Below are 24,333 nucleotides of genomic sequence, written 5' to 3'. Positions count from 1 at the left end.
TCCTTGGGAGGGAACGTGGCCAGGTCTTCCGTGCGGGTCGCCAAACGACCGGCTCCCGTACGCGCCAGAGGCGCCTCCCACCCGCCGGGCGAGAGCGGGCCGCGGCGGCTCGTCACCAGGGTCCGCCGCGCGTGGGACCGGCCGTTGACGGCGTATTACCTGATCTTCGGCAGCAGCCTTCTGATCACCGTACTCGGCCTGGTGATGGTCTACTCGGCCTCGATGATCCAGGCGCTCCAGCTCGACCTGCCCGCGTCGTACTTCTTCCGCAAGCAGTTCGTGGCCGCCGTGATCGGCACCGGGCTGCTGCTCGTCGCGATGCGGATGCCCGTCAAGCTGCACCGGGCGCTGGCCTATCCGATGCTCGCGGTGACCGTCTTCCTGATGGTCCTCGTCCAGATCCCGGGGATAGGGCGCAGCGTCAACGGCAACCAGAACTGGATCTACCTGGGCGGCCCCTTCCAGCTCCAGCCCAGTGAGTTCGGCAAGCTCGCCCTGGTCCTGTGGGGCGCTGACCTGCTGGCGCGCAAACACGACAAGCGGCTCCTGATCCAGTGGAAACACATGCTGGTGCCGCTCGTCCCCGTCGCCTTCATGCTGCTCGGCCTCATCATGCTCGGCGGCGACATGGGGACCGCGATCATTCTCACCGCGGTCCTCTTCGGCCTGCTCTGGCTGGCGGGTGCGCCCACCCGGCTCTTCGCCGGGGTGCTCGGCGTCGCGGCCCTCCTCGGTGTGATCCTCATCAAAACGAGCCCCAACCGCATGGCCAGGCTCGCCTGCATCGGCGCCACGGAGCCCGGCCCCTCGGACCAGTGCTGGCAGGCCGTGCACGGCATCTACGCCCTGGCCTCCGGCGGATTCTTCGGTTCCGGCCTCGGCGCGAGTGTGGAAAAATGGGGTCAACTGCCGGAACCGCACACCGACTTCATCTTCGCCATCACGGGAGAGGAACTCGGCCTGGCAGGGACACTGTCGGTGCTCGCCCTCTTCGCGGCTCTAGGCTATGCGGGTATCCGCGTGGCCGGACGCACGGAGGACCCCTTCGTGAGGTATGCCGCGGGAGGCGTGACCACCTGGATCACGGCGCAGGCCGTGATCAATGTCGGTGCGGTGCTCGGTCTGCTGCCGATCGCCGGTGTCCCGCTCCCGCTGTTCTCCTACGGGGGGTCGGCCCTGCTGCCGACCATGTTCGCCATCGGGCTCCTCATCGCCTTCGCGCGATCGGACCCCGCTGCGAAGGCGGCCCTGGCCATGCGGCAACCTCGGGTGAAGTGGAACACGATGCGACGGCGCGCCAAGGCGCGTTCGTCCGGAGAGCGGTGAATTTCGGTGCATGTCGTACTCGCCGGCGGGGGGACCGCCGGCCACATCGAGCCCGCGCTCGCCCTCGCGGACGCCCTGCGGAGGCAGGACCCCACCGTGGGCATCACGGCCCTGGGCACGGAGCGTGGACTCGAGACCCGACTCGTACCCGAGCGGGGCTACGAACTGGCGCTGATCCCGGCCGTACCCCTGCCGCGCAAGCCCACCCCTGAGCTGATCACCGTCCCGGGACGGCTGCGCGGCACCATCAAGGCGGCCGAGCAGATCCTGGAGCGCACCAAGGCGGACTGCGTCGTCGGCTTCGGCGGCTACGTGGCCCTGCCCGGCTATCTCGCGGCCAAGCGGGCCGGGGTGCCGATCGTGGTGCACGAGGCCAACGCGCGGCCCGGTCTCGCCAACAAGATCGGTTCGCGGTACGCCCACGGGGTGGCCGTCGCGACGCCCGACAGCAAGCTGCGCAACTCCCGGTACATCGGCATCCCGCTGCGCCACACCATCGCCACGCTCGACAGGGCCCGGGTCCGCCCGGAGGCGCGCGCCGCCTTCGGCCTCGACCCCAACCTGCCGACGCTGCTCGTGTCGGGCGGCTCCCAGGGCGCCCGGCGGCTCAACGAGGTCGTCCAGCAGGCCGCGCCGGTGCTCCAGCGGGCGGGCATCCAGATCCTGCACGCGGTCGGCCCGAAGAACGAATTGCCGCAGGTGCAGCAGATGCCGGGGATGCCCCCCTACATCCCGGTACCGTACGTGGACCGGATGGACCTCGCGTACGCCGCGGCCGACATGATGCTCTGCCGCGCGGGCGCGATGACCGTCGCCGAACTCTCCGCCGTAGGGCTCCCCGCCGCGTACGTCCCGCTGCCGATCGGCAACGGCGAACAGCGGCTCAACGCCCAGCCGGTGGTCAAGGCGGGCGGCGGACTGCTGGTCGACGACGCGGAACTGACGCCCGAGTGGGTGCAGGGCAACGTCCTGCCCGTACTGGCCGACCCGCACCGGCTGTACGAGATGTCCCGCGCCGCCTCGGAGTTCGGCCGCAGGGACGCCGACGAGCTGCTCGTCGGCATGGTGTACGAGGCGATTGCGTCACGCCGCAACGCGTGAGAAGGCAGGGGACCGTGGCCGGACCGACCACCGCCGAACGGCAGCAGAAGAAGTCCGGCCCGCCCCGCCCGCAGCGTGTCCGGCGTCTGAAGCTGCCGCCGCGCTCGCGCAAGCCGATCGCGCTCCTGGCCCTCGTCGTCCTCGTCGCGGCCGGGGGCGCCTGGGTGTTCTACGGGTCTCCGTGGCTGCGTCTGGAGCGGGTGGAGACCTCGGGCACCGACGTCCTGAAGGACCGGAAGGTGGTCGAAGCGGCGGGCGCCCCCGTCGACGCCCCGCTGATTTCGGTCGATACGGACGCTCTTGAAGACCGGCTCCGCTCAAAATTGCCCCGAATTGACTCGGTTGAGGTCACCCGGTCATGGCCGGACGGAATCCGCCTCAAAGTGACGGAACGCAAGCCGGCTCTCCTCGTCGAAAAGGGCGGAAAGTTCATCGAAGTGGACGCCAAGGGAGTGCGATTCGCCACGGTCGAGCGCGCGCCCAAGGGCGTTCCGCGTCTCGAATGGGCGCTGGACCGCAAGAGCGGTGCGGCGAGCCTGCGCAGGTTCGGCACCGACCGGCTGCTGCGCGAGGCGGTCCGGGTCGCCGGTGACCTGCCGGAAACCGTCGCGCGCGATACACGGAGCGTCAAGGTCCGTTCGTACGACTCCATCTCGCTGGAGTTGAGCGGTGACCGCACCGTCGAGTGGGGCAGTGGCGAGAAGGGGCGTACGAAAGCCACCACGCTCTCGGCGCTGATGAAAGCGACCCCGAAGGCCCGGCACTTCGATGTGAGTGTCCCCACCGCACCGGCCTCGGCGGCGAGTTGACGGCCGTCACCGCAGGCCAGCACCCTGATTCGGCAGCGCTACGGCTGATCACATAGGGTGAAAAGAAAAACGGGAGGTTCGGCGTGTTCGTTGAACGTGCGCCACTTGTCGACTTAGTGTCCTGTTCGGAAGAGTCCATGGAACAGACACACTGGTAACCCTAAACTTCAGCGTTAGGGTTCGGGTCGGCGTTCGGACCGTCCCATTCGGCATCAGTCGCCGCATCGCGTCAGCGCGAAACGGCGACACGTAACTCGAGGCGAGAGGCCTTCGACGTGGCAGCACCGCAGAACTACCTCGCAGTCATCAAAGTCATCGGTGTCGGCGGCGGTGGTGTCAATGCCATCAACCGGATGATCGAGGTCGGTCTCAAGGGCGTCGAGTTCATCGCCATCAACACCGACGCGCAAGCCCTGTTGATGAGCGACGCCGACGTCAAGCTCGACGTCGGCCGTGAACTCACGCGCGGCCTCGGCGCCGGCGCCAACCCGGCCGTCGGCCGGAAGGCGGCGGAAGACCACCGCGAGGAGATCGAGGAGGTCCTCAAGGGGGCCGACATGGTCTTCGTCACCGCCGGCGAAGGCGGCGGCACCGGCACGGGCGGCGCACCCGTCGTCGCCAACATCGCGCGCTCGCTCGGCGCACTGACCATCGGCGTGGTCACCCGGCCGTTCACCTTCGAGGGCCGTCGCCGCGCCAACCAGGCCGAGGACGGCATCGCGGAGCTGCGCGAAGAGGTCGACACCCTCATCGTCATCCCCAACGACCGGCTGCTCTCCATCTCGGACCGGCAGGTCTCCGTCCTCGACGCCTTCAAGTCGGCGGACCAGGTCCTGCTCTCCGGTGTCCAGGGCATCACCGACCTCATCACCACGCCCGGCCTGATCAACCTCGACTTCGCCGACGTCAAGTCGGTCATGTCCGAGGCCGGTTCGGCACTCATGGGCATCGGGTCGGCCCGCGGCGACGACCGAGCGGTGGCCGCCGCCGAGATGGCGATCTCCTCGCCGCTCCTCGAGGCATCCATCGACGGCGCGCGCGGCGTGCTGCTCTCCATCTCCGGCGGCTCCGACCTCGGCCTCTTCGAGATCAACGAAGCGGCCCAGCTCGTCAGCGAGGCGGCGCACCCCGAGGCCAACATCATCTTCGGCGCGGTCATCGACGACGCGCTCGGCGACGAGGTCAGGGTCACCGTCATCGCGGCCGGGTTCGACGGCGGGCAGCCGCCGTCCAAGCGGGACACCGTCCTCGGCTCGGCATCCGGATCCGCGAAGCGCGACGAGTCGGCGCCGCCGGCTGCCGCGCCCGCCCGGCCCGCCGAATCGTCCCGCCCCGCCTTCGGCGGTCTCGGCAGCGTCACCCCGCGCGACGAGCCGTCCATCCCGGAGCCGGCGGAGGCGGCACCGACGGCCGGTGAGACCCCGTCCGCGCCCGTGGCACCGCCGCAGGTGCCGCCGGCCCGTCCGTACCAGGACAGCCAGGCCGAAGAGCTGGACGTCCCGGACTTCCTGAAGTGATGGCGGACTTCTCGAAGTGATAAGCGAGCACAGCACCACGAGCGGCGCGCACTTCGCCTTCACCGACCGGTGGGGCGGGGTGAGCGCCGTTCCGTACGAGGAGCTCAATCTCGGCGGTGCCGTCGGCGACGACCCCGGGGCGGTGCGCGCCAACCGCGCGCTGGCCGCCAGGTCCCTCGGCATCGAACCGGACCACGTGGTCTGGATGAACCAGGTGCACGGCCGTGACGTCGCGGTGGTCGACGGGCCCTGGGGGCGCGACGCCGACATCCCGGCCGTCGACGCGGTGGTCACCGCCCGCAGGGGTCTCGCCCTCGCCGTGCTGACCGCCGACTGCACGCCCGTCCTGCTCGCCGACCCGGTGGCCGGGGTGGTGGCGGCGGCGCACGCCGGGCGCCCCGGCATGGTGGCGGGGGTCGTCCCCGCCGCCGTCGAGGCGATGGTGAAGCTCGGGGCCGACCCGGCCCGCGTCGTGGCGCGCACCGGACCCGCAGTCTGCGGGCGTTGCTACGAAGTCCCGGGAGCGATGCGCGCCGAAGTCGCCGCCGTCGAGCCCGCGGCGCACGCCGAGACGAGTTGGGGCACGCCGGCGGTCGACGTGACCGCGGGGGTGCACGCCCAACTGGAACGGCTCGGGGTGCACGACCGGGAGCGTTCCCCGGCGTGCACGCGCGAATCCGGTGACCACTTCTCGTACCGCCGCGACCGCACGACCGGTCGCCTGGCGGGCTATGTCTGGCTGGACTGATAGGGCATGACTGACCGTAAGAGCGAACTCGCGGCAAATCTGGCGCAGGTCGAGGAGCGCATCGCCGCGGCGTGCGCGGCGGCCGGCCGCAAGCGCGAGGAAGTGACCCTCATCGTGGTCACGAAGACCTACCCCGCGAGCGATGTGCGCATCCTCTCGGAACTCGGCGTGCGCCATGTCGCGGAGAACCGCGACCAGGACGCGGCGCCCAAGGCCGCCCAGTGCGCGGATCTTCCCCTCGTCTGGCACTTCGTCGGTCAATTGCAGACCAACAAGGTCCGTTCCGTGGTCGGTTATGCCGATTTGGTGCAGTCCGTGGACCGCCCCAAGCTGGTCACGGCGCTCTCGTCGGCCGCCGTGCGAGCGGAGCGGGAGATCGGCTGTCTGCTCCAGGTCGCGCTCGACGCCGAGGAGCACGGGCGCGGTGAGCGCGGGGGCGTCGGGGCGGGCGGCGTCGAGGAGTTGGCCGCACTCGTGGCCGGGGCACCGGGGCTGCGTCTGGACGGTCTGATGACCGTCGCGCCGCTCACCGGGCCCTACGCGGGGCGGCGACAGGCGGCGTTCGAGCGGGTGATGGAATTCTCAACCCTCATGCGCGCGACCCATCCGGCTGCGAACATGGTGTCGGCAGGGATGAGCGCGGACCTTGAGCAGGCCGTAGCGGCAGGAGCGACACATGTACGCGTCGGTACGGCGGTACTCGGAGTCCGACCCGGGCTCGGGTAACGTCGCCAAGAAGTCGGACCACAGCAGAAAATATGGTCATTCCCGCTGATCCGGCGGGGATACCTCGTGGATCGCGGGCAGTTGGTGACGACAGCCGATCCACCACAGAGCGGAGGACTCAGAGCATGGCCGGCGCGATGCGCAAGATGGCGGTCTACCTCGGCCTCGTGGAGGACGATGGGTACGACGGTCCGGGGTTCGACCCCGATGACGAGTTCGAGCCCGAGCCGGAGCCCGAGCGGGAGCGCAGGCGGCACGATCCGCCGCGTCAGTCGCACCAGTCCCAACGGGACGAATCGGTACGAGTGGTGCAGCCCCCCGCCCCGCGCGAACCGGCGGCCCATTCCGCTTCGCTAGCCGCGGAATCCGGACGTCCGGCACGAATCGCCCCCGTGGCGTCCATCACACCTGAACGCCAGAGCCTGGAGAAGAACGCACCGGTGATCATGCCCAAGGTCGTGTCCGAGCGGGAGCCCTACCGCATCACCACGCTGCACCCGCGGACGTACAACGAGGCCCGTACCATCGGGGAACACTTCCGCGAGGGCACTCCGGTGATCATGAATCTGACCGAGATGGACGACACCGACGCGAAGCGACTTGTCGACTTTGCCGCCGGTCTCGTCTTCGGTCTCCATGGCAGCATTGAACGCGTGACGCAGAAGGTGTTCCTGTTGTCGCCTGCTAACGTCGATGTAACGGCGGAGGACAAGGCTCGCATCGCAGAGGGCGGGTTCTTCAACCAGAGCTGAGGCACAGTAGCTGCGGTAGTGGCCGTAGACGCAGTACCGGAACGACGAAACACGAGTTGGCAGGGGAGAGGGAAACGCGGACATGAGCGTGTTCTTGCAGGTGCTCTACATCGCGCTGATGTGCTTCCTCATCGTGCTGATCTTCCGGTTGGTCATGGACTACGTCTTCCAGTTCGCCCGCTCATGGCAACCCGGTAAGGCGATGGTGGTCGTTCTGGAGGCCACCTACACTGTCACTGATCCACCGCTCAAGCTTCTGCGGCGGTTCATTCCGCCGCTGCGTCTCGGGGGCGTGGCGCTCGACCTGTCCTTCTTCGTACTGATGATCATCGTCTACATCCTGATCACCGTCGTGAGCGGCTTGTGAACGATACGGTCTTGCCGAATGCCGACGACTACGTTGAGGTGAAGAGATGCCGTTGACCCCCGAGGACGTGCGGAACAAGCAGTTCACGACCGTCCGCCTCCGAGAAGGCTATGACGAGGACGAGGTCGATGCCTTCCTCGATGAGGTCGAAGCCGAACTGACCCGCCTGCTCCGCGAGAACGAGGACCTGCGCGCCAAGCTGGCCGCCGCCACTCGTGCCGCTGCTCAGAACCAGCAGCAGGGCGGGATGCGCAAGGGCCCCGACGGGCCGCCGCAGGACCAGCGAGGTCCCGGTGCCCCGGTGCCCGCCGCCATATCGGGCCCGCAGCCGGTCCCGCCGCAGCAGCAGCAGCAGATGGGTGGCCCCATGGGCGGCCCGCCTCAGCTGCCCGGCGGCGCACCGCAGCTGCCCGCAGGTCCGAGCGGCCACGGCCCGCAGGGCGGTCCGCAGGGTCCCGGCCCGATGGGCCAGGGTCCGATGGGTGGCCCCATGGGTGGTCCCATGGGCGGCCACGGTGGTCCCCCGCAGATGCAGCAGCCCGGTCAGGGCCCCGGTGGCGACAGCGCCGCCCGGGTGCTCTCCCTGGCGCAGCAGACCGCCGACCAGGCGATCGCGGAGGCCCGCTCCGAGGCCAACAAGATCGTCGGCGAGGCCCGTTCGCGCGCCGAGGGTCTTGAGCGTGACGCCCGTGCCAAGGCCGACGCCCTGGAGCGGGACGCGCAGGAGAAGCACCGCGTCGCGATGGGCTCCCTGGAGTCCGCCCGCGCCACGCTGGAGCGCAAGGTCGAGGACCTGCGCGGCTTCGAGCGCGAGTACCGCACGCGTCTGAAGTCGTACCTGGAGTCGCAGCTCCGTCAGCTGGAGACCCAGGCCGACGACTCGCTGGCCCCGCCGCGCACTCCGGCCACCGCCTCGCTGCCGCCGTCCCCGGCGCCGTCGATGGCTCCGGCCGGTGCGGGTGCCCCGTCCTACGGCGGCAACCAGTCGATGGGCAACAACCAGCCCGGCGGCGGCCCGTCCTACGGCGGTCAGCAGCAGATGTCCCCGGCGATGACCCAGCCGATGGCGCCGGTGCGGCCGCAGGGCCAGCAGCCGATGCAGCAGGCTCCGTCGCCGATGCGTGGCTTCCTCATCGACGAGGACGACAACTGACGGGCGATCCCACGCCGTAGAGGCGTCGGCAGCGTTCAGGGCCGGGCCCCCAGATTCTCTGGGGGCCCGGCCCTTTTGTACGCTGCGGCCTTGTGTGCGCTGTGGGTGTGCGAACAGCACGAAGGCCCGGTCCCGCCGGCAGATGCCGGCGGGACCGGGCCTTCGTCGGAGCACCTACGCCTTGCGGAGGCGGAAGGTCAGCTTCAGGGGCTCATCGGTGAACGTCTGACCGAATGTGTCATCCGCCTCACCCTGGGCGAAGTCCGTCGCGAGGACCTCGTCCGCGATGAGTCCGGCGTGGTCGGACAGGGCGGTGAGCACCACCGGGTCCGTGGACGTCCAGCGCAGGGCGATACGGTCCGCGACGTCCAGGCCGCTGTTCTTGCGGGCCTCCTGGATCAGCCGGATCGCGTCACGGGCCAGGCCCGCGCGGCGCAGCTCCTCGGTGATCTCCAGGTCGAGCGCGACCGTGGCTCCGGAGTCGGAGGCCACGGACCAGCCCTCGCGCGGGGTCTCCGTGATGATCACCTCGTCCGGGGCGAGCGTCACGGTTTCGCCGTCGACCTCGACCGAGGCCGTGCCCTCGCGCAGCGCCAGGGAGAGCGCGGCGGCGTCGGCGTCGGCCACGGCCTTGGCGACCGCCTGGACGCCCTTGCCGAAGCGCTTGCCGAGGGCCCGGAAGTTGGCCTTCGCCGTGGTGTCGACCAGGGACCCGCCGACCTCGGAGAGTGACGCCAGGGAGGAGACGTTCAGCTCCTCGGTGATCTGGGCGTGCAGTTCGGGGCCCAGCGAGTCGAAGCCGGAGGCGGCCACCAGCGCGCGGGACAGCGGCTGACGGGTCTTGACGCCCGACTCCGCGCGCGTGGCACGGCCGAGCTCCACGAGGCGGCGCACGAGGACCATCTGCTTCGAGAGCTCCGGGTCGATCGCCGACAGGTCGGCCTCGGGCCAGGTGGACAGGTGGACCGACTCCGGCGCGTCCGGGGTGACCGGCACGATCAGGTCCTGCCAGACACGCTCGGTGATGAACGGTGTCAGGGGGGCCATCAGGCGCGTGACCGTCTCGAGGACCTCGTGCAGGGTGCGCAGGGCCGCCTTGTCGCCCTGCCAGAAGCGGCGACGGGAGCGGCGTACGTACCAGTTGGAGAGGTTGTCGACGAAGACGGACAGGAGCTTGCCGGCACGCTGGGTGTCGTAGCCCTCAAGGGCCTGGGTGACCTGGTCGGTGAGCGCGTGCAGCTCGCTGAGCAGCCAGCGGTCCAGGAGGGGGCGGTCGGCGGGCGCCGGGTCGGCTCCGCTGGGGGCCCACTTCGACGTACGGGCGTACAGCGCCTGGAAGGCGACCGTGTTCCAGTACGTGAGGAGCGTCTTGCGGACGACCTCCTGGATGGTGCCGTGGCCCACGCGCCGGGCCGCCCACGGGGAGCCGCCGGCCGCCATGAACCAGCGGACGGCGTCGGCGCCGTGCTGGTCCATGAGCGGGATGGGCTGAAGGATGTTGCCCAGGTGCTTGGACATCTTGCGGCCGTCCTCGGCGAGGATGTGGCCGAGGCAGACCACGTTCTCGTAGGACGACTTGTCGAAGACCAGGGTGCCGACGGCCATCATCGTGTAGAACCAGCCGCGCGTCTGGTCGATGGCCTCCGAGATGAACTGCGCGGGGTAGCGGCTCTCGAAGAGTTCCTTGTTCTTGTACGGGTAGCCCCACTGCGCGAACGGCATCGAGCCCGAGTCGTACCAGGCGTCGATGACCTCGGGCACGCGCGTGGCCGTCGATCCGCAGCCCTCGTGCGGGCAGGCGAAGGTGATCTCGTCGATGAACGGGCGGTGCGGGTCGAGGTCCGACTGGTCGGTGCCCGTCAGGTCGGAGAGCTCCGCGCGCGAGCCGACGCAGGTCAGGTGGGACTCCTCGCAGCGCCAGATGGGCAGAGGGGTGCCCCAGTAGCGGTTGCGGGACAGGGCCCAGTCGACGTTGTTGGTCAGCCAGTCGCCGAAGCGGCCGTGCTTGACCGAGTCGGGGAACCAGTTGGTCTTCTCGTTCTCCTGGAGGAGACGGTCCTTGATGGCGGTGGTGCGGATGTACCAGGACGGCTGCGCGTAGTAGAGCAGGGCCGTGTGGCAGCGCCAGCAGTGCGGGTAGCTGTGCTCGTACGCGATGTGCCGGAAGAGCAGGCCGCGGTCGTCCAGGTCCTTGGTGAGGGTTTCGTCGGCCTTCTTGAAGAAGACACCGCCCACGAGCGGGACGTCCTCCTCGAAGGTGCCGTCGGGGCGCACCGGGTTGACGACCGGCAGGCCGTACGCGCGGCAGACCTTGAGGTCGTCCTCACCGAAGGCGGGGGACTGGTGGACCAGACCGGTGCCGTCCTCCGTCGTCACGTATTCGGCGTTCACGACGTAGTGCGCCGGAGCCGGGAACTCGACGAGGTCGAACGGACGTTGGTAGTTCCAGCGCTCCATCTCGGTGCCGGTGAAGGTCTCGCCGGTGGTCTCCCACTCCTCGCCGAGGGCCTTCTCGACGAGCGGCTGGGCGACGACCAGCTTCTCCTCGCCGTTCGTCGCGACGACGTAGGTGACGTCGGGGTGCGCGGCGACGGCGGTGTTGGAGACCAGGGTCCAGGGGGTCGTCGTCCAGACCAGGAGGGCGGCCTCGCCCGCGAGCGGACCGGAGGTGAGCGGGAAACGGACGTAGACGGAGGGGTCGACGACCGTCTCGTAGCCCTGCGCCAGTTCGTGGTCGGACAGGCCCGTGCCGCAGCGCGGGCACCAGGGGGCGACGCGGTGGTCCTGGACGAGCAGGTCCTTGTTGAAGATCTCCTTCAGGGACCACCAGACGGAGTCCACGTACTCGGGGTTCATCGTGCGGTACGCGTCGTCGAGGTCGACCCAGTAGCCCATGCGGGTCGTCAGCTCGGCGAAGGCGTCGGTGTGCCGGGTCACGGACTCACGGCACTTGGCGTTGAACGCGGCGATGCCGTACGCCTCGATGTCCTTCTTGCCGTTGAAGCCGAGCTCCTTCTCGACCGCGAGCTCCACGGGGAGGCCGTGGCAGTCCCAGCCGGCCTTGCGGGCCACGTGATAGCCCCGCATGGTGCGAAAGCGCGGGAAGACGTCCTTGAAGACGCGGGCCTCGATGTGGTGGGCGCCCGGCATGCCGTTGGCGGTGGGCGGGCCCTCGTAGAACACCCACTCGGGGCGCCCCTCGGACTGTTCGAGGCTCCTGGCGAAGATCTTCTGCTCGCGCCAGAAGTCGAGCACGGCGTGCTCGAGGGCGGGCAGGTCGACCTGGGCGGGCACCTGACGGTACTGCGGCGACGTGTTCAACGAGTCCTCCGGCGGATGTGCTGCCTTCCGTCGGAGGGACGAGAGCCGTGTGCGCCTGGTGCGGCGCGCTCCCGCGGTACCACCCTCCTTGGCTCTCCGGTACGAGGTCCGTGCCGGTGAGCCCCCTCATTGGGGTCGCGAAACCGGGTCTACTGGCCTGGGCTGTCACGCCTCGGCGTTCTTCCGGCGGCTCCGGGGTGATCTTCACGTCGCGCCGGCCCCCGGGCTCGCACCGTCCCCGGGTCGCTCATGGCTGCGTACGCCGCTACTCGTCCCCATCCACGCTTCTCGCTGGCGCCCAGTGTACGGCGCCCGGGGCGGCGCGGCCGACCGGTTTTCCGGGAGCCGCGCGGGGTGCCGGGCCGGGGCCGTCGGGTGACCCGAATGGCGACATGCGGGGCGAGGTGATCGCCGCGGGCGCGTGGCGGCGGATTACCCGCCGGGGAGCTGGGCACAACGCTTGCAGGCTCGCCGCGCGGGACCCGCGTGGCGGGCGGATCGGGCGGCGTGCCCCGTTGCCGCGGGCCTGGAGTCGATTTATCGTCCCAGCACGATTCGCGTGCAAGATCACAATATGTGAAGGGGCCGCGGCCATGGTGGCGAAGAAGACCGCCGTACAGCATTCGGTGTCCGGCAGATCCACCGCGGGCGACGAGGCACAGACCGGGCCCGCGCCGAAGCCCGCGGTGGCGAAGGCGGCGGCCAAGAAGACCGCGGGCAAGAAGGCGGCGGCCGAGGAGCCCCCCGCGAAGAAGACGGCCACCAAGGCCCCGGCGAAGAAGGCGGTGGCCAAGAAGGCGGCGGCGAAGAAGGCGGTGGCCAAGAAGGCGGCGGCGAAGAAGGCGGTGGCCAAGAAGGCGGTGGCCAAGAAGGCGGCGGCGAAGAAGGCCCCGGCGAAAAAGGCCCCGGCCAAGAAAGCCGTGGCCAGGGAGGCGGGGAACGGCACGGACACCGAGAGCGCCGCCCCGAAGCCGGGCCCCGTGAAGAAGGCGGCCGTCGAGAGGAGCGCCCCGGAACCGGAGACGCCCGGGCGGGGCACGGCGGCCGGGCAAGGCACGGCCGAGGAGGGCACGGCTGGGGAAGACGCGGCCGGGCAGGACGCGGCCGGGCAGGACGCGGTCGGGCAAGGCGCGACCGAGCAGGACACGGCCGGGCAGGACGCGGCCGGGCAGGACACGGTCGGGCAGGACACGGTCGGGCAAGGCGCGACCGAGCAGGACACGGCCGGGCGCGACATGGCCGGGCAAGGAACGGCTGAGCAAGGCGCGGCTGAGCAAGGTGCTCGGAAGGTGCGTGGGGCCGGGCGGAGCTCGGAAGAATCGGTCGCGTCCGCGGCCGAAGGTGCGGCTGAGGCCGCGGAGACGACGGGAGCCACGACAGTGGTTGCGAAGAAGACTCCGGGCACGGCGACCGCGGCGAAGAATCCGTCGGCGGTCCCCAAGGCGCGTGCCGCCGCGGCGGAGCCCGGCGAGCTCGCGGTCCGTCCCGGCGAGGACCCATGGACCCCGGACGAGGTCGACGAGGCGCGCGCCGAGCTACAGAGCGAGGCACTGCGGCTGAGCAGCGAGATCGCGTCCTCGGAGACGGCCCTCGCGGGCCTGATGCGGGACTCCGGCGACGGGGCGGGCGACGACGAGGCGGACACCGGTACGAAGAACATCACGCGGGAGCACGAGATGGCGCTGGCCGCCAACGCGCGCGAGATGCTGGAGCAGACCGAGCGCGCCCTTGAGCGGCTCGACGCGGGGACGTACGGACTCTGCGAGAACTGCGGCAACCCCATCGGCAAGGCGCGCATGCAGGCCTTCCCGCGCGCGACCCTGTGCGTGGAGTGCAAGCAGAAGCAGGAACGGCGCTGATGAACACACAGGGGGAGCAGGGCGCGCAGGAGCGGGAGCGACGCCACTGAGCCCACAGGGGGCGCGGAAGCGGGAGCCGCGCCCCCTGAGCGCCCTGTGGACCTGAGCGCCTGTGCCCGTACGTGTGTGCCGTACCCTCGTCCCCAGTCAGGTACCTAAGGTTGAGGGACTCACGTGGCAGAGGCGGAGCGCATCATCGGTACGCCGGACATCCCCGGGACGGCCGGGTCCGAGCCGGAGCGGTCCGGCTCGGACGCGGATGAGACGGCGGCCGGCACATCCGGCGACCCCGCGGCGGAGAAGCCGGACGAGGACGCCGGCCAGGACGGGACGAAGTCCAGGGGCAGGCGCAGGATCGCCGTGCTCTTCGCCGTGGCCACCGTCGCGTACGCCCTCGACCTGATCAGCAAGATGATCGTGGTCGCGAAGCTGGAGCACCACGAGCCGATCGACATCCTCGGCGAGTGGCTGCGCTTCAACGCCATCCGCAACGCGGGCGCCGCCTTCGGCTTCGGCGAGGCCTTCACGATCATCTTCACCTGCATCGCGGCGGGTGTCATCGTGGTGATCGCCCGGCTCGCCCGCAAGCTCTACAGCCTGCCCTGGGCGATCGCGCTCGGCCTGCTGCTCGGCGGGGCGCTCGGCAACCTCACCGACCGGATCTTCCGCGCGCCCGGCGTCTTCGAGGGCGCGGTGGTCGACTTCATCGCCCCCAAGGGCTTCGCGGTCTTCAACCTCGCGGACTCGGCGATCGTCTGCGGCGGCATCCTGATCGTGCTGCTGTCCTTCCGCGGACTCGACCCGGACGGCACCGTCCACAAGGACTGACGGCACCGCGTGGTGCGGGAGTGTCGGTGGGCTCCTGCATACTCAATGGGTGAGTACGATTCCCGAGATCCGCACCCTGCCCGTGCCGGACGGCCTGGAGGGCGAGCGCGTCGACGCCGCCATCTCGCGCATGTTCGGTTTCTCCCGTACGAAGGCCGCCGAGCTCGCCGCGGCGGGGAAGGTCTCGGTCGACGGCTCGGTGGTCGGGAAGTCGGAGCGGGTGCACGGCGGCGCCTGGCTGGAAGTGGAGATGCCGCAGGCGGCCGCGCCGGTGCAGATCGTGGCCGAGCCCGTCGAAGGCATGGAGATCGTCCATGACGACGACGACATCGTCGTGATCGCCAAGCCGGTCGGCGTGGCCGCGCACCCGAGCCCCGGCTGGACCGGCACGACCGTGATCGGCGGCCTCGCCGCCGCGGGGTACCGCATCTCGACGTCCGGCGCCGCCGAGCGCCAGGGCATCGTGCACCGCCTGGACGTGGGCACCTCCGGCCTCATGGTGGTCGCCAAGTCCGAGCGGGCGTACACGTCGCTGAAGCGCCAGTTCAAGGAGCGCACGGTCGACAAGCGGTACAACGCGCTGGTGCAGGGCCACCCCGACCCGATGAGCGGCACCATCGACGCCCCCATCGGCCGCCACCCCAACCACGACTACAAGTGGGCGGTCACGGCCGAGGGCAAGCCCTCCGTCACGCACTACGACCTCATAGAGGCCTTCCGCGCCGCCTCCCTGCTCGACATCAAGCTGGAGACCGGCCGCACGCACCAGATCCGCGTCCACATGGCGGCACACCGCCACCCCTGCGTCGGCGACCTGACGTACGGCGCGGACCCCACGCTCGCCAAGCGGCTCGGTCTCACCCGCCAGTGGCTGCACGCCGTCCGGCTCGGTTTCGAGCACCCGGGCGACGGCCGGTGGGTCGAGTTCGAGAGCCAGTACCCCGAGGACCTCCAGCAGGCCCTCGACCGGGTGCGGGCGGAGAGCTCGTGAGCGAGGTCACGGTCCGGGTCACCCACGCCCCGGACGACCTGGAGGCCTGCTTCGCGGTCCGCAAAGAGGTCTTCGTGGTCGAGCAGCAGGTGCCCCACGACCTTGAGTACGACGCGTACGACGCCGGGGCGGTCCACGTCCTGGCCGTGCGCGAGGACGGCACCCCGCTCGGCACGGGCCGCCTCCTGACCGGCGCCGCCGCCGCCGCGAAGAACGGCGGGGAGACCGGGATCGGCGCGCTCGGACGCCTCGCGGTGCTCCAGAGCGCGCGCGGGCTCGGCGTGGGGGCGAAGCTGGTCGCGGCCATCGAGGACGAGGCACGCGCGCGTGGCCTGACGGCGGTCGACCTGCACGCGCAGACCCACGCCCTGGGTTTCTACGAACGCCTGGGGTACGAGGCGTACGGCCCGGTCTTCCCTGACGCGGACATCCCGCACCGCGCGATGCGGAAGTCCCTCAAAGCCTGTGTCACCCGGCACCCCCTCCGGACCGGGCAAGAGCCGTCGGAGGCCGTCGCCGCGAGCGGGTGACCGGGGGGCATTGATCCGGTTCGTGGGTGACGCGTGGCAGGGTTGAGGTCTTGATCGTCCCTTTCTCGACCTCGGAGGGCGCACCGTGGACCAACTGGCGCTGCTGCTCATCTTGCTGCTGGGTGCCGTGGTCAGCGTGCCCCTCGGGGACCGGCTCGGGCTGCCCGCACCGGTCCTGATGACGCTGGCCGGGATCGGCATGGCCCTGCTGCCGTTCGTGCCCAATGTGGAGATCCCGCCGGACTACATCCTTCCGCTGGTCCTGCCCCCGCTGCTCTACGCCGCCGTGCAGCGCACCTCGTGGCGGCAGTTCGCGGCCAACAGACGGCCCATCTTCCTGCTCGCCGTGGCGCTGGTGTTCGTGACGACCGCGGTGGTCGCCGCGGTGGCCAGTACCGTCGTGCCCGGCCTGCCGATCGCCGCGGCCGTCGCGCTCGGGGCGCTCGTCGCGCCGCCCGACCCGGTCGCCGCGACCGCCGTGGCGGGCTCGCTCGGACTGCCCCGCAGGCTCGTGTCGATCCTGGAGGGCGAGGGGCTGTTCAACGACGTCACGGCGATCGTCCTCTACCACGTGGCGATCGCGGCGGCGGTGAGCGGCACCTTCTCCTGGCCGTCCGCCGTGGGCCGGCTCGTGCTGTCCGCCGTGGTGGCCGTGGCCGTCGGGCTCGTCCTCGGCTGGATCACCAACAAGGTCATGGGGCTGCTCGGCGACGCCACGTTGCAGACCGGCCTGACGCTGCTCGTGCCGTTCGTCAGCTATGTGCTCGCCGAGGAGCTGCTCGGCTCCGGTGTGCTCGCCGTCCTCACCACCGCGCTCTACCTCGCGGAGAACGCGGTCGACGCCGACGACGTCCTCGGCCGGATCACCGGCCAGACCTTCTGGCAGATCGTCGACACCCTGGTGACCGGCGCCGCCTTCGGACTCATCGGCCTGGAGCTGCACAACGTCTTCGGCGTCGCGAGCGGCCGCGAGTGGGAGATGGCCGGCTGGGGCGCGGCGATCGTCGTGACCGTCGTCGGCGTACGGCTGCTGTGGCTGCTGCCCGCGACCTGGCTCGCCAAGCGGCTGCACCGGCGCAGGGACGTCGAGGAGGAGATCCCGACGACCTGGCGCGAGACGGTCGTGATGTGGTGGGCCGGCATGCGCGGCGTGGCGTCCGTGGCCCTGGCGCTCGCCATCCCGCTCAAGACGGACGACGGCTCCCCGTTCCCGGCCCGCGACGAGATCATCTTCATCGCGTTCTGCGTCATCATGGCGACCCTCGTCGTGCAGGGGCTCACCTTGCCCCTGCTGGTCAGGAAGCTCGGCGTACGCGCCGACGGGCAGGTGGAGCGGGAGATCGAGCGCGATCTCGCGATCCGGGCCGCCAAGGCCGCCAAGCGCCGCCTCAAGGAGATCGAGGAGGTCGAGGAGCTGCCGGAGGAGGTCTCCGAGCGGCTGCTGCGCGGCGCCTTCGACATCGGGGTGAGGATCAGCCCCGACATGGTCGACGCGGAGCGGCGCGAGCGGTACGCCAAGCGCGTGGACCGTGTGAAGGCCGTGCAGCGCATCCAGCGGGAGATGATGTCGGCCGCCCGCCACGAGGTCCTCGCGGCGCGCAGCGAGCCCGGCGCAGACCCGGAGGTCGTCGACCGGGTGCTGCACCAGCTGGACGTACGCAGTCTGCGCTGAGCCGGGGCCCGTGGGGTGCGGGCGGTCAGCCGCGGCCCGTGCGCGGCATTTCCTTGTGGAGGGGCCGCGGGACGTGGCCGTTCGACGACGGCGGCCTCGCGTCGGGCGACGGCTCCGCCCAGGCCGTGGTGACCCGCGGCAGCGCGTAGGGGTGGTGCGCGGTCAGCCACTGGATGAGCTGCTCGCGCACCGTGACCCGCACCGTCCAGATGTCGTCGGCGTCCTTCGCGGTGACCACGGCGCGGACCTGCATCGTGGTCGGCGTGGTGTCCGTCACGGCGAGACCCCAGTCACGGCCGTCCCAGGCCGCGCAGTCCCGCAGGACGTCCCTGAGCTTCTCGCGCATCTGGTGGACCGGCGCCGAGTGGTCCAGGTGGAAGAAGACCGTGCCGGTCATCTGGGCCCCGCCGCGCGACCAGTTCTCGAACGGCTTCGACGTGAAGTACGACACGGGCATCGTGATCCGGCGCTCGTCCCAGGTGCGCACGGCGAGGAAGGTCAGCGTGATCTCCTCGACGGTGCCCCACTCGCCGTCCACGACGACGGTGTCCCCGATGCGCACCATGTCGCCGAAGGCGATCTGCAGGCCGGCGAAGAGGTTGCCGAGGGTGGACTGGGCGGCGACACCGGCGACGATGCCGATGATGCCCGCCGAGGCAAGGAGCGAGGTGCCCGCGGCCTTCATCGCGGGGAAGGTCAGCAGCATCGCGCCGACGGCCACGGTCCCGACGATGGCCGAGACGACGCGCTGGATGAGCGTGACCTGCGTACGCACCCGGCGGACCCGGGCGGGGTCGCGGTGGGCCGCCGCGTAACGGGCGTACGAGGACTCGACGACCGCGGCGGAGATACGGGTCACCAGCCAGGCCGCGGAGCCGATGAGGACCAGGTTGAGGATCTGGCCCACGGTCGATGAGTTCTCGTCGGTGAGATCGGCCTGGTCGTACGAGCTGCGCAGCAGGGCGGTGCACAGGGTGAGGTGGAGGGGGATGCGGCAGCGGCGCAGCAGCCCCCAGAGCGGGGTGTCGTGGTGCTGTTCGTCGGCTCGGCGCAACAGCACGTCGGCCAGCCAGCCGACGATCACCGTGAGCACGACCGAGCCGCCGATCACGATCAACGGACGCAGTACGTTCTCCATGCCTTCGAGGGTAGGGGCACCGCCGTGAAGCCTCCTCGGGGAGGGGTACCGCCTCGGATGGCACGATGGCCTCATGAACATCATGCTTTTCCACTCGACGTACGGGCTGCGGCCCGCGGTGCACGCCGCCGCCGACCGGCTGCGCGCCGCGGGACACGAGGTGTGGACCCCCGACCTCTTCGAGGGCCGCACGTTCGACGACGTCGAGTCGGGAAGGGCCTTCAACGAGGAGGTCGGCAAGGACGAGCTCCTGAAGAGGGCGATCCTCGCCGCCGCGCCCTACTCCGAGCGCGGCCTGGTGTACGCGGGCTTCTCCCTCGGCGCCGCGACCGCGCAGACCCTCGCCCTGGGCGACGCCAAGGCGCGCGGTCTGCTCCTCCTGCACGGCACCTCCGACATCGCGGAGAACGCGTCCGTGGACGAGCTGCCGGTGCAGCTGCACGTGGCGGAGCCCGACCCGTTCGAGACGGACGACTGGCTGAGCGCCTGGTACTTGCGGATGGGCCGGGCCGGAGCCGACGTGGAGGTCTACCGCTACGCCGGCGCCGGGCACCTCTACACCGACCCCGACCTGGACGACTACGATGCCCTGGCCGCGGAGGCGACGTGGCGCACGGCGCTCGGCTTCCTGGAGACGCTCTGACCGACCCCGGGGGCCTCAGCGCACCGGGGCGCCCGCCCGCTCGACCTTCTGCGTGCCGCTGAGCGTGCGGTAGGAGCGCAGCCACGAGGAGGTCGCGTCGGGGTCGGTGCGGTCGGAGAGGGCGTAGTAGTCCATCTGCGAGCGCTCGGCGGTGACGTCGAGGACGCCGTAGCCGTGCGAGTCCATGTCCAGCCACTTCACATGGCGGTTGGCGGCCTTGACGGCGGCCGCGGCCACCAGGGAGACGGTGTGCGGGGCGACGCCCAGCATGTCGTCGACGTTGTCGGAGCTCACCGAGGTGACCACGAACTCCGTGGCGGCCGAGGGCGACAAGGGGTACGTGGCGGCCCTCACCGGCACGTTGTTCGCCCACGCCATGTGGATGTCACCGGTCAGGAAGACCGTGTTGCGGATGTCGTTGTCGCGCAGGTGGGAGATGAGCTCCTTGCGGTCGTCGGTGTAGCCGTCCCACTGGTCGGCGTTAACCGCGATGCCCTCCTTGGGCAGGCCGAGCAGTTCCGCGAGGGGTTCCAGGAGATGGGCAGGCAGGGAACCGAAGGCGACCGGCGAGATCATCACCGAGGTGCCGACCAGCTTCCAGGCCGCGTCCGACGAGGCGAGGCCCGCCTTCAGCCAGTCGAGCTGGGCGCGGCCCGTGAGCGTGCGGTCCGGGTCGTCGACCTCGCCGCTGCCGGTGCCCGCCTGCTCGGAGCGGAAGGACCGCAGGTCGAGCAGGTGCAGATCGGCGAGCTTGCCGTAGCGCACGCGGCGGTAGACGGTGCCCTCGGTGGAGGGGCGCACGGGCATCCACTCGAAGTACGCCTGCTTGGCCGCGGCCATGCGCTGCGCCCAGGGCCCCTCGGTCTGGGGTGAGTGGTTCACGCCACCGCCCGACCAGGCGTTGTCGGCGAACTCGTGGTCGTCCCACATCGCGATGACCGGGTGCGTGGCGTGCATGGCCCGCGCGTCGGGGTCGGTCTTGTGGACGCCGTGCCGGGCGCGGTAGTCGGCGAGCGTGATGATCTCGTGCTTCGGCTCGTGCTGCCGCACGACGTCCTCGGCGGACGGGTACTCGCCGCTCTTGTACTCGTAGATGTAGTCCCCGAGGTGCAGGACCGCGTCGAGTTCGGTGCGGGCCGCGAGGTGGCGGTAGGCGGAGAAGTAGCCCGCCTCCCAGTTGGCGCAGGACACCACGCCGAAGCGGACGCCCGGCGCGGCGGCGTCGTGCGCCGGGGTGGTGCGGGTGCGGCCGACGGGGGAGCGGACGTCCCCCGCGTCGCCGTCGACCGAGAAGCGGAAGTAATAGGTGGCCGCCTGGCGCAGGCCCCTTACGTCGGCCTTGACCGTGTGATCCGAGGCCGCCCGCGCGATGGTGCTGCCGTGGCCGACGACCCGGGTGAACCCCTTGTCCTCGGCTATCTCCCAACGCACCGTGATGTCGGGGCCCTTGCCCGAGCCGGGCACGGCGTCGGCGGTGGGCGTCACGCGGGTCCACAGCAGGACCCCGTCGGGCAGCGGGTCCCCGGAGGCGACCCCGTGGTGAAAGGCGGGCCCCTGCGCGGCGTACGCGGGAGCCGCGGCGAGCGGGACGCCCAGCGCGGCGGTGGCCGCGGCGGCCGCCTTGACGACGGTACGACGGTCCGGGCCGTGGGGAGCCGGGGAGCTGAGCGACTGAAGAAGATCGTTTCGACTGGTCACGGGCGATCACGATACTGATCGGTAATCGCACAGGGGGGCGAACCCGATAAGTTCGCCCCCCTGTCAGGATGCGCGGTCCGCTACTTGGTGACGCCCGCCTTCTTCAAGGTGGCCTGCCAGGCGTCGGCGGTCTTCGGCGTCTCGACCACCTTGCCGTTGATCTTGATGGTGGGGGTGGACTCCACGCCCTCGGCCGACTGGAAGGAGTCGCTCATCTTGAGGGCCCAGGGGTCGAACTTCCCCTTCTCGACGGCGCTCTTGAACTCCTTGTTCCCCTTGAGGGAGTCCACGGTGTTCGCCACCTTGATCAGGTAGTCGTCCTTCGCGAAGTCGTCGGTGGACTCCGAGGGGTGGTACTTCGCCGAGAACAGGGCGGTCTTGAACTCGAGGAACGCGTCGGGGCTGACGTCCAGGGCGGCGCCGAGCGCACTGAGGGCGTTCTTGGACCCTTCGCCCGAGAGGTTGTTGTCGAGGAACGTCCCGATGGTGAAGGACAGCTTGTAGTCGCCGTCCTTCATGCCCTTGTCGACCGCGGAGCCGATGGACTGCTCCATGGCCGCGCAACCGGGGCAGCGCGGGTCCTCGTACAGGTGCACCGTGTTCTTGGTGGTGGACTTGCCGATCGTGACCGTGGTGCCGTCCTTGCCCGAGGTGTTGTCCGGGGTGACCACCTTCGCGTCGGCGGCCGACTCCCACGTCGAGGGCTCGTCGGACTTCATCACGGCATAGCCGACGCCGCCGGCTATCGCGAGGACGGCGACGATCGAGACGCCGACGATGGCCGCCTGCTTGCGCTTCTCGCGCTTGCGCTCGGCTTCCTGCTGGGCGCGGATCCGCTCGCGGGCGGCGGACTTGGCGGCCTGGCTGTTGCGCTTGCTCATGTTCGTTTCTCCGTGTGGGTGACTGCGTGGGGTGTGCGTGCTCAGGCGGTGAGGGCCGAGCACGGCGGTCCACGCCGCCCCACGAAGTGCACGAGCAGCCGCGTACGGGTGGCCCGCGCCCGGCGCCGCGGGCGCGGCAGCCGGCGTACGGGCGGCCGGGCGACGGTCACCCGGGCGACCGCGAGCAGCAGCGGCCGGAACGTGGCCGCCGCGACGGCGCACAGCAGCTGGGCGAGCGCCCGCTCGCCGCGCCGCAGCCAGGCCGCCGCGAGCAGGCCCACGCCGACGTGCGCCCCGAGGAGCAGCCAGGCGGCGCCCGGGTCGGCCTCGGCGAGCAGGACCGAGGCGCCGCCGTGCCCCTCGGCCGTCATCCGCGCCAGCGGCGTACCGACGGGCGTCCCGCCGCACAGCACGTCGAAGCCGACGGAGCGCAGCGGACCCGCCACGGGACCGCCCGCCTGGCCGTAACAGACGTGCTGGCCGGCGGTGAACACCGTGTCCGCGGCCAGCTCCAGCGGGATCAGCAGGGCGGCGATCCGCCCGAAGCCCCGCTCGCGGCCCGCCAGCGCGTACGCGAGGACGAAGACGGCGGCGGCGACCGCCATGACCGTGGCCGACGGCAGGGGGACCCGGGAGAGCAGCACGTGGGACGCGGCGGAGAGCGTCACGACGAGCGCCGTGAAGAGCGCGGCGCGCACGGCTCGTAGCTGGGGCCCGGATATGTCCATCGCGGAGGAGTGTGTCACGTGTTCCTGTGGGGGGTCCTCAAAGGGGGCGGCTCACAGCCCCGGAATGCGGCCGTTGCGGAAGAGGTCGACGAAGATCTGGTGGTCGGCCCGCGCCCGCGCGCCGTAGGAGTGCGCGAAGTCCACGAGCAGGTCCCCGAAGCTCGCCTCGTCGCCCGCGATGGCGGCGTCGATGGCGCGCTCCGTGGAGAACGGCACCAGATCGGAGTGGCCGCTCTCGTCGTCCGCGGCGGAGTGCATCGTGGCGGTGGCGCGGCCCAGGTCGGCGACGACCGAGGCGATCTCGTCCAGGTCGTCGATGTCCGACCAGTCCAGGTCCACCGCGTACGGCGACACCTCGGCGACGAGCTGGCCCACGCCGCCCAGCTCGGTCCAGCCCAGCCAGGGGTCGGCGTGCGCCTGGAGGGCGCGCTGCGAGATGACCGTGCGGTGGCCCTCGTGCTGGAAGTACCCGCGGACGGCCGGGTCGGTGATGTGGCGGGAGACCGCCGGGGTCTGCGCCTGCTTGAGGTAGATCACGACGTCGTTCTCCAGGGCGTCGCTGTTGCCCTCCAGGAGGATGTTGTACGAGGGCAGGCCCGCGGAGCCGATGCCGATGCCGCGCCGGCCCACGACGTCCTTGACGCGGTAGGAGTCCGGGCGGGTCAGGGAGGACTCCGGGAGGGTCTCCAGATAGCCGTCGAAGGCGGCGAGGACCTTGTACCGCGTGGCGGCGTCGAGCTCGATGGAGCCGCCGCCCGACGCGAAGCGGCGCTCGAAGTCACGGATCTCCGTCATCGAGTCGAGCAGCCCGAAGCGGGTCAGGGCGCGGGCGTCGCGCAGGGCGTCCAGGAGGGGCCCCTGGGCGGTGTCCAGCGTGAAGGGCGGCACCTCGTCGCTCTTGGCGCCCGTCGCGAGGTCGTGGATCCGCTCGCGGTAGGCCGCGGCGTAGATCCGCACCAGGTCGGTGATCTGCTCGTCGCTGAGCGCCTTCGTGTACCCGATGAGGGCCACCGAGGCGGCGAAGCGCTTCAGGTCCCAGGTGAAGGGGCCGACGTAGGCCTCGTCGAAGTCGTTCACGTTGAAGATCAGGCGGCCCTGGGCGTCCATGTACGTGCCGAAGTTCTCGGCGTGGAGGTCGCCGTGGATCCACACCCGGCCCGTGCGGTCGTCGAGATAGGGCCCGCCGTGCTGCTCGCGCTCCAGGTCGGCGTAGAACAGAGAGGCCGTGCCGCGGTAGAACGCGAAGGCGGAGGACGCCATCTTCCGGAACTTGACCCGGAAGGCCGCGGGGTCCGCGGCAAGCAGCTCGCCGAACGCCGTGCCGAAGACGGCGAGGATCTCCTCGCCGCGCTGCTCAGCCGTGGGCTGCGGGACCGACATCGCTGGGTGCCTCCTGGTACAGGATGGTGCGGGACATGAGGGACGGGGAAATTTTTTCCGCCCTGGCGGGACAGCCTTTCCGCCCCTTCAACGCACGACCGTACTCCCGAGTGCCCGTCCGCTGTCGGCACCCCGGATTAGACTTCGTCGCTGTCCCCCCAGACT

The 24,333-nt window shown here is 70.7% G+C and carries 21 protein-coding genes; 15 read left to right on the top strand and 6 right to left on the bottom strand.

Features of this window, described 5'->3' with window-relative positions; translation table 11 throughout:
- The first annotated feature begins 15 nt into the window (after window positions 1-15).
- The 9 genes from ftsW (at window position 16) to ACRAKF_RS11430 (ending at window position 8,499) form a co-directional block, all read left to right on the top strand.
- Window positions 16-1,326 (top strand): putative lipid II flippase FtsW, encoded by a 1,311-nt coding sequence (gene ftsW / locus ACRAKF_RS11470; protein WP_447036849.1) that lies wholly within the window; start codon window positions 16-18, stop codon window positions 1,324-1,326.
- 6 nt (window positions 1,327-1,332) lie between these two features.
- Window positions 1,333-2,427: an undecaprenyldiphospho-muramoylpentapeptide beta-N-acetylglucosaminyltransferase gene (gene murG / locus ACRAKF_RS11465; protein ID WP_447036848.1), complete on the top strand. Its 1,095-nt coding sequence runs from the start codon at window positions 1,333-1,335 to the stop codon at window positions 2,425-2,427.
- A gap of 14 nt (window positions 2,428-2,441) precedes the next feature.
- A complete protein-coding gene (locus ACRAKF_RS11460) occupies window positions 2,442-3,236 on the top strand; it encodes a cell division protein FtsQ/DivIB (RefSeq protein ID WP_447036847.1) in 795 nt (264 codons plus the stop codon).
- 275 nt (window positions 3,237-3,511) lie between these two features.
- Window positions 3,512-4,753, top strand: coding sequence for a cell division protein FtsZ (gene ftsZ / locus ACRAKF_RS11455; RefSeq protein WP_447036846.1), 1,242 nt, complete (start codon window positions 3,512-3,514; stop codon window positions 4,751-4,753).
- A 16-nt stretch (window positions 4,754-4,769) separates the two neighbouring features.
- The gene (gene pgeF / locus ACRAKF_RS11450) at window positions 4,770-5,501 is read left to right on the top strand and encodes a peptidoglycan editing factor PgeF (protein WP_447036845.1); all 732 of its coding nucleotides are present in this window, start codon (window positions 4,770-4,772) and stop codon (window positions 5,499-5,501) included.
- 6 nt (window positions 5,502-5,507) lie between these two features.
- Window positions 5,508-6,227, top strand: a complete 720-nt coding sequence (locus ACRAKF_RS11445) for a YggS family pyridoxal phosphate-dependent enzyme (protein ID WP_447036844.1) — start codon at window positions 5,508-5,510, stop codon at window positions 6,225-6,227.
- 125 nt (window positions 6,228-6,352) lie between these two features.
- Window positions 6,353-6,979 carry a cell division protein SepF gene (locus ACRAKF_RS11440; RefSeq protein ID WP_369216023.1) on the top strand — a complete coding sequence of 209 codons (627 nt, stop codon included), beginning with the start codon at window positions 6,353-6,355 and terminating at the stop codon, window positions 6,977-6,979.
- An 82-nt stretch (window positions 6,980-7,061) separates the two neighbouring features.
- Window positions 7,062-7,346: a YggT family protein gene (locus ACRAKF_RS11435; RefSeq protein ID WP_447036843.1), complete on the top strand. Its 285-nt coding sequence runs from the start codon at window positions 7,062-7,064 to the stop codon at window positions 7,344-7,346.
- Window positions 7,347-7,392: 46 nt separating this feature from the next.
- Window positions 7,393-8,499: a DivIVA domain-containing protein gene (locus ACRAKF_RS11430; RefSeq protein WP_447036842.1), complete on the top strand. Its 1,107-nt coding sequence runs from the start codon at window positions 7,393-7,395 to the stop codon at window positions 8,497-8,499.
- Between the two features lie 174 nt (window positions 8,500-8,673).
- Here the strand turns inward: ACRAKF_RS11430 and ileS are convergent, their stop codons facing one another.
- Complete coding sequence (gene ileS, locus ACRAKF_RS11425) at window positions 8,674-11,820, bottom strand: isoleucine--tRNA ligase (RefSeq protein ID WP_447036841.1); 3,147 nt, start codon at window positions 11,818-11,820, stop codon at window positions 8,674-8,676.
- A gap of 593 nt (window positions 11,821-12,413) precedes the next feature.
- Between ileS and ACRAKF_RS11420 the strand changes: the two genes are divergently transcribed.
- The 5 genes from ACRAKF_RS11420 to ACRAKF_RS11400 all read left to right on the top strand — a co-directional run bounded on the left by ACRAKF_RS11420 (window position 12,414) and on the right by ACRAKF_RS11400 (window position 17,700).
- Window positions 12,414-13,679 (top strand): TraR/DksA C4-type zinc finger protein, encoded by a 1,266-nt coding sequence (locus ACRAKF_RS11420; protein WP_447036840.1) that lies wholly within the window; start codon window positions 12,414-12,416, stop codon window positions 13,677-13,679.
- Between the two features lie 174 nt (window positions 13,680-13,853).
- Complete coding sequence (gene lspA, locus ACRAKF_RS11415; RefSeq protein ID WP_447036839.1) at window positions 13,854-14,507, top strand: signal peptidase II; 654 nt, start codon at window positions 13,854-13,856, stop codon at window positions 14,505-14,507.
- Window positions 14,508-14,556: 49 nt separating this feature from the next.
- The gene (locus ACRAKF_RS11410; protein WP_447036838.1) at window positions 14,557-15,498 is read left to right on the top strand and encodes an RluA family pseudouridine synthase; all 942 of its coding nucleotides are present in this window, start codon (window positions 14,557-14,559) and stop codon (window positions 15,496-15,498) included.
- Entirely contained in the window at window positions 15,495-16,028 is a 534-nt protein-coding gene (locus tag ACRAKF_RS11405; protein WP_447036837.1) for a GNAT family N-acetyltransferase, read from the top strand. Before ACRAKF_RS11410 ends, ACRAKF_RS11405 begins: the two co-directional genes overlap by 4 nt.
- Before the next feature lie 85 nt (window positions 16,029-16,113).
- The gene (locus tag ACRAKF_RS11400; protein ID WP_447036836.1) at window positions 16,114-17,700 is read left to right on the top strand and encodes a Na+/H+ antiporter; all 1,587 of its coding nucleotides are present in this window, start codon (window positions 16,114-16,116) and stop codon (window positions 17,698-17,700) included.
- A gap of 25 nt (window positions 17,701-17,725) precedes the next feature.
- On the opposite strand, the gene ACRAKF_RS11395 is transcribed toward ACRAKF_RS11400, so the two are convergent.
- The gene (locus tag ACRAKF_RS11395) at window positions 17,726-18,838 is read right to left on the bottom strand and encodes a mechanosensitive ion channel family protein (RefSeq protein ID WP_447036835.1); all 1,113 of its coding nucleotides are present in this window, start codon (window positions 18,836-18,838) and stop codon (window positions 17,726-17,728) included.
- Between the two features lie 73 nt (window positions 18,839-18,911).
- Here ACRAKF_RS11395 and ACRAKF_RS11390 point away from each other — a divergent pair, with 73 nt between their 5' ends.
- Window positions 18,912-19,481: a dienelactone hydrolase family protein gene (locus tag ACRAKF_RS11390; protein WP_447036834.1), complete on the top strand. Its 570-nt coding sequence runs from the start codon at window positions 18,912-18,914 to the stop codon at window positions 19,479-19,481.
- A gap of 15 nt (window positions 19,482-19,496) precedes the next feature.
- Here ACRAKF_RS11390 and ACRAKF_RS11385 read toward each other — a convergent pair whose 3' ends face one another.
- The 4 genes from ACRAKF_RS11385 to ACRAKF_RS11370 form a co-directional block, all read right to left on the bottom strand.
- The gene (locus ACRAKF_RS11385; protein WP_447036833.1) at window positions 19,497-21,179 is read right to left on the bottom strand and encodes an alkaline phosphatase D family protein; all 1,683 of its coding nucleotides are present in this window, start codon (window positions 21,177-21,179) and stop codon (window positions 19,497-19,499) included.
- A gap of 80 nt (window positions 21,180-21,259) precedes the next feature.
- Complete coding sequence (locus ACRAKF_RS11380; RefSeq protein ID WP_447036832.1) at window positions 21,260-22,060, bottom strand: DsbA family protein; 801 nt, start codon at window positions 22,058-22,060, stop codon at window positions 21,260-21,262.
- A 41-nt stretch (window positions 22,061-22,101) separates the two neighbouring features.
- Window positions 22,102-22,788 carry a hypothetical protein gene (locus ACRAKF_RS11375; protein WP_447036831.1) on the bottom strand — a complete coding sequence of 229 codons (687 nt, stop codon included), beginning with the start codon at window positions 22,786-22,788 and terminating at the stop codon, window positions 22,102-22,104.
- A gap of 51 nt (window positions 22,789-22,839) precedes the next feature.
- Window positions 22,840-24,168 (bottom strand): DUF2252 domain-containing protein, encoded by a 1,329-nt coding sequence (locus ACRAKF_RS11370; protein WP_447036830.1) that lies wholly within the window; start codon window positions 24,166-24,168, stop codon window positions 22,840-22,842.
- Window positions 24,169-24,333: the final 165 nt, after the last annotated feature.

Source organism: Streptomyces sp. DSM 118878, assembly GCF_052936595.1.
Note: the sequence above shows the minus strand (reverse complement) of the source record. Positions and strands in the feature narration are given on the sequence as shown.